General features: G+C 46.0%; 7 protein-coding genes. All 7 read right to left on the reverse strand.

Annotation, left to right across the window (positions count from 1 at the left end; all coding sequences use genetic code 11):
• The coding region (locus H6G97_RS45450; RefSeq protein WP_199350121.1) for a hypothetical protein at nt 1-258 on the reverse strand (258 nt) is incomplete at its 3' end.
• Nucleotides 259-268: 10 nt separating this feature from the next.
• The gene (locus tag H6G97_RS45455) at nt 269-508 is read right to left on the reverse strand and encodes a hypothetical protein (RefSeq protein ID WP_190946998.1); all 240 of its coding nucleotides are present in this window, start codon (nt 506-508) and stop codon (nt 269-271) included.
• An 8-nt stretch (nt 509-516) separates the two neighbouring features.
• The gene (locus H6G97_RS45460) at nt 517-756 is read right to left on the reverse strand and encodes a hexameric tyrosine-coordinated heme protein (RefSeq protein WP_190733661.1); all 240 of its coding nucleotides are present in this window, start codon (nt 754-756) and stop codon (nt 517-519) included.
• Nucleotides 757-1,278: 522 nt separating this feature from the next.
• Entirely contained in the window at nt 1,279-1,719 is a 441-nt protein-coding gene (locus tag H6G97_RS45465) for a globin family protein (RefSeq protein ID WP_190946999.1), read from the reverse strand.
• Nucleotides 1,720-1,732: 13 nt separating this feature from the next.
• Nucleotides 1,733-2,530, reverse strand: coding sequence for a hypothetical protein (locus H6G97_RS45470; protein WP_199350123.1), 798 nt, complete (start codon nt 2,528-2,530; stop codon nt 1,733-1,735).
• Nucleotides 2,531-2,821: 291 nt separating this feature from the next.
• The gene (locus H6G97_RS45475) at nt 2,822-4,102 is read right to left on the reverse strand and encodes a phthiocerol/phthiodiolone dimycocerosyl transferase family protein (RefSeq protein WP_190947000.1); all 1,281 of its coding nucleotides are present in this window, start codon (nt 4,100-4,102) and stop codon (nt 2,822-2,824) included.
• A gap of 38 nt (nt 4,103-4,140) precedes the next feature.
• A complete protein-coding gene (locus H6G97_RS45480; RefSeq protein ID WP_190947001.1) occupies nt 4,141-4,896 on the reverse strand; it encodes a glucose 1-dehydrogenase in 756 nt (251 codons plus the stop codon).
• Nucleotides 4,897-4,916: the final 20 nt, after the last annotated feature.

Consider the following 4,916-nt stretch of genomic DNA (forward strand, 5'->3'; position numbering starts at 1 on the left):
AGTTGCTCCAACCAGTTTCATCTCAGTCAAAAGCAACTCTGTATTGGCAGCAGTGTTGTACTCAAAATCCTCAAAAGCCGTTGAGATCCCCAAGACATTTAAGCCGGACTGACAATACTTCCAGTGCAACTTGTTGACGAGAGGAAAACCATAGATGAAACAACCGGGACAATTGACTTGAAACACAAACAAAAGATTCAGCGCTTTGAGGGCAAATGAACCTTGTAAGACGCGATCAATCTTAAGTTGGATTACCATTATGCTACTCCTAAGCAAATCGAGTTGGGTTGCCATTGACAGAGATCAGGCGATCGAGCCGAATCTCAGTCCCGTCTTTAAGCTTCAAAAAATCTGCTTGTTTGGCAGCATACACATCCACAATCTGATCCTGAACTTGGACGATTTCTCCAGTTACAGTGCGATAGGAAATCTGGCAAGATTGCCGTAGCGTTGCTAGGACTTCTAACTGATCGTGAAAACCACAGTCCACTAAACAATAGTCATTCATTGCCTACCTCACTTCTGCCAATAATTGTTAGCAGCCGCGATCGTGGCAAACTCAGTGGCAACTGTTTGCCCTACGGCAATCAACATCATGGCATCGTTACCATAGACATCTCGTAGCTGTTTGCGCTTCTCTTCATCGGGTTGAGTTAGCTTAATAATTAGTCGCGCCAATTTCACGGCTAATTGCCGTCCTTCCTCAGGTGTTTCGGTGATCAACGAGTTGTTAGGAACCAGTGCAATCGTATCCATTGTTTGTTCTCCTGTTAATTGCGTTTTTAAGAGCTTGTCATGTAAGAAACTTGGGCGGTGCAGATGCTCCGTCTGCGATCTGCCGCACGTATGCCTCATTGAATTCGCTTTTATAGCGGAAACGGACAAAAACTGCGATCATGGTGCGCTCCTTGTCTGTTTTCGTCGTGGGTAATGTTTAGCTCAACTTCTACAACCACAGGAATGAAACATACTATAGGTTGCGAAAAATTTTCAAATTTCCGTAACCTAAATCTATCACTTGTTTGCTTGAACCCATTGGAGCTAGAAGTTGTCACCAGGGAAGCTCATGGTCAATTGGTAAGGATTCACGCAATTGATGAATCATTCAACTACTTCTGTTTAGCATCCCCACACTTCACTAGGGCATAACCCAACCTTGCCTCTTTTGAGCTAGAAATGCTTTCTAGATAATAAATTGTAAAAGTTGTTTCTTGAAAGGCTCTAAGGGCGATCGTCTGAAAGCAGTAAACCTAGTAGATGACGAAGTTTACTACTCTGCTATTTCACTACAGTTGGCATCAGACGTTCTGGTGAGTAGTCTGCACCTTCCAGCATTAATTGAGCCACAACTTCATACGCCTCTATCCACGCTTGTTGCACGTCAGGAGTCCAGGCTGTACCCAGACTTACCTCAAAAGCTTTAAGCAAACTACTGCCCACCATTGGATAGTGTTGCGGCAATACACCATACTGAACGTGTCGAGTGCCCAAGCCTCTCAATACATCGCTTAAGGCATCTGGTTTACGCAGGTTATTGACGGTAAAGACGAGAGATTGAAACAGTTGCTTGCCCTGCTTTTCCATATGAGTATTGGCAAACAAAGGCTGGACTTCTGGATAGTCTGTAAACAGCAGTGTGTAGAACCGTTTAGTCACCTCTGAGCTGTTCATCTTAATCTGAGCAAAGCTGCTTTCTAGCAATTCAACATTGAGAGCCATTTAATTTTCTCCGTTACTGAGGTTGCACACTGTAGGGAAGGCTTAAATTCCCTGAACTAAGGCTATACGCTTGATAGACCCCAAGCATGGGGAGATTTTTGTTCGTGGTATTCACCTGCATATAAACAACCACTCCATCAAACTTGAACTCTGTTTTAGATCGAATGCGTTGAGCCGGAACCAGAACACTGAGCTTGTTACCTTTTAGCAAAACCGGGAAACCGGGAGAATCCAAGTACATTGGCATACCAGGATTGGTGGGTGGAAGCACAACAGTTTTGTCGGTTTTGTTGAACTGCTTGACCGATAAGCCACCAGGAACGCGATCATCTTTGACCAGTACAACCCAATGACTATGAAAAATAATGCCATCATCGGCATAATTCGAGTTGTTATTCTCATCCCATAGTGGCGTGTCATCGAAATCTGGATGAGACGTGACTGCTAATGCCAAAATCCCTTTAACCTTCCTAAATCCAGCATCTTCGGGTTTTAGAGTCGTTGGAAAGACATAACCCAGTACAGGTGCGCCATTAACGCTACCCTGAGGTTTAGGCAGTGTTTTGCCAGCCGTTCCTTTCACAATTTGCTCAAAAATTAGCAAATCTGCATCTTTGAGATAACGAACCCTAGTGTCCAAAATTTCTAGATCAGGTGATTTTGAAGTTGGCACAACTTGAGCAGTCGATCGTGCAACTGATGCTGCTAGGGGTTGATTTATAGGACGGGCATCTGCCTGAACACTGGAGTGGAGCATTGTCAATGCGAGGCTTAAACCAATACCGAGCAAAACAATGAGAAAACGTTTCATAACAACCTCCTGTTGTATGAATTAAGAGCTAAAGCGAATGGAAGTAGTTAGAAAGTACTATGAGTACATACCATCAAGACGTTACGCTGGTGAGAGCCAAACAGCCAGAAAGATTTGAACATGAGTATACTCCAGTCGGTCAATGAATCGTGTCGTCAACATTCACACCAGCCCAAGTTCTGAGGAAGCTACAGTCGTTTATTTCTGAAGTTGCTAACCCTGGTCTGTCTAAACTGTAATAAATTCCAACACTCAACTTCTTTCAGGTTCTTACAATGATTTGTCAGATTCTTACAGTGTTAGCAAACTTGCTTTGGGGTTATTCCGGTGAATCGCTTGAACTGCAAGCTCCAAACGCTTCACTCCTGCCGATAAAAAGGCAGTTGCAGCCCAATCGCTCTGGGCCCGATCTACATCAATCAGCGGTGTAGATGAAATCGTGAGGGCGAGGCGATCACCCAAGGTCGCAACTCCAACAATCCGCCCTACCACACTTGGCATGACAACAGGTGCATGGAGTGCTTCAATCCGAATGTTACCGTATTGTTGAGCCATATCGATGCGACCGAGATTTGTGACGCTCAGTTGACAGTGATATTGCGATTGCACTTCTTCAGCAAAGGCGGTGGCATCGGTGAGATTCGCCATTGCGGGTTGTCGAAGTTGACGCTCCTCGACTAATTGCTGGGCAATGTCGATTTGTGAAAGTTGAGATTTGACTGAGCGAGCAACGTCCCAAAATGCGGAATCCGCCATTCGGGAATGTGTTGTCATACAGAAATAAATATAAAGCCCAACTCCATCTGGCATCGGCAAGGATAGCTGCGATCGCACATTAACTGGGTGTAAACATCGCATCACATCGCTGGGTTTAACGTCTTGCTGAGTGAGCGCGAGCAAGAACGCCGCGCTGATTGCACCGTGTACGGTTGTGTGTTCGGCTCGACTGCGTTGGATCAATTGCTGGGTGAGTTCGGGAGATAAGACAACGGTGCGAATGTGGGGTCGCGGACGACGAGACAGGGTTGGTACATAGTCCGTGGGCTTAACGGTCGCTTCTGGAGATGGTGCGATGCCAGGAATCGCTGATTCAAGCGATAATGTCGCAGAAAATTCTGATCGCTCAAATATTTTGCCTCCTAACCCTTGAAGAACATTTCGCATCAGATAAATACCCGATAGCCCATCTGAGATTGCATGATGACAAATAATCATCAGTTCGGATTCAGCCCCCGATTGCAGCAGCACGACTCGCAATAAGGGTGCAACCTGCCAATCTAATGAGTGAGCCAGTTCGACTTCGAGTTCTGCTTGCCAGTGCCGATCGTCCGTTCTCGCAACCAGCCGCAGCGGAATTTCGTCATCGGTTTCGACAAATTTAGGCTGTCCGATCGCGTCAGGGGCAATGCGGACTCGGAGCAGTGGATGGCGTTGCTGAACTTGCCTAAGCACCGTCGAAAGTTGATCGAAACTAAACTGCCCCTGAAGTTTTGCAACGGTGGCAAAATCCATTGGATAAAACTGGTTGTAGAGCCAGTATGAATGTTCAACTGCGCCTAAATACCTTTCCATGAGGAACTCCTTGTAAATCCATTATCAACAATCAAAAATTAAGTCACTGTGAATCCACCATCGATAACCAGCGCTTGTCCAGTGATGTAGCTGGCAGCATCAGAACATAGAAAGACAACAGCTTGAGCAATTTCTTCTGCCTGTCCTATGCGCCCCATCGGAACCGTAGATGCTAAATTATCAGCTGTGAACCCCATCTGGCTAAGGCTGCGATCTAGCATCTCAGTTGCAGTGCCTCCAGGATTCACTGTATTAACCCGAATGCCCTGCTTGGCATAGTCCAGCGCTGCCGCTCGTGTCAGCCCCATGACTGCATGTTTACTCGCGATATAAGGAGATGTCCTTGGAAACGCAATCAATCCTCCCAACGAGGAGGTATTGACGATCGCCCCAGCTCCTTGAGTCAGCATTTGCTGAATTTCATATTTCAGGCATAAAAACATTCCCCGTACGTTAATCGCCATCAGTTTGTCAAAGTCCTCAATCGATTGTTCGTGCAGGGGGTTTACGATCGATTCGATGCCTGCATTATTGAAGGCGCAGTCGAGTCGTCCATACTTATCGACGGTGGTTTGCACAAGCGCTTTAATCTCGACTTCGTTCGAGACATCTGATCGCACAAATAAACAGTCAATGTCAGCATCTCGTAGCTGAGCTTCCGTTGCTTTACCTTCTGGTTCGCGTCGTCCTGAGAAAACCACCTTAGCTCCTGCAACACCGAATGCTTTAGCGGTTGCCTTGCCAATTCCCGAAGTTGCTCCCGTAATCAAAGCCACTTTATTTTCAAGTTTCATCGTTTTCTCCTTTTGTAGTT

This window comes from Nostoc flagelliforme FACHB-838 (genome assembly GCF_014698065.1).
GTDB classification, from domain to species: Bacteria; Cyanobacteriota; Cyanobacteriia; order Cyanobacteriales; family Nostocaceae; genus Nostoc; species Nostoc flagelliforme_B.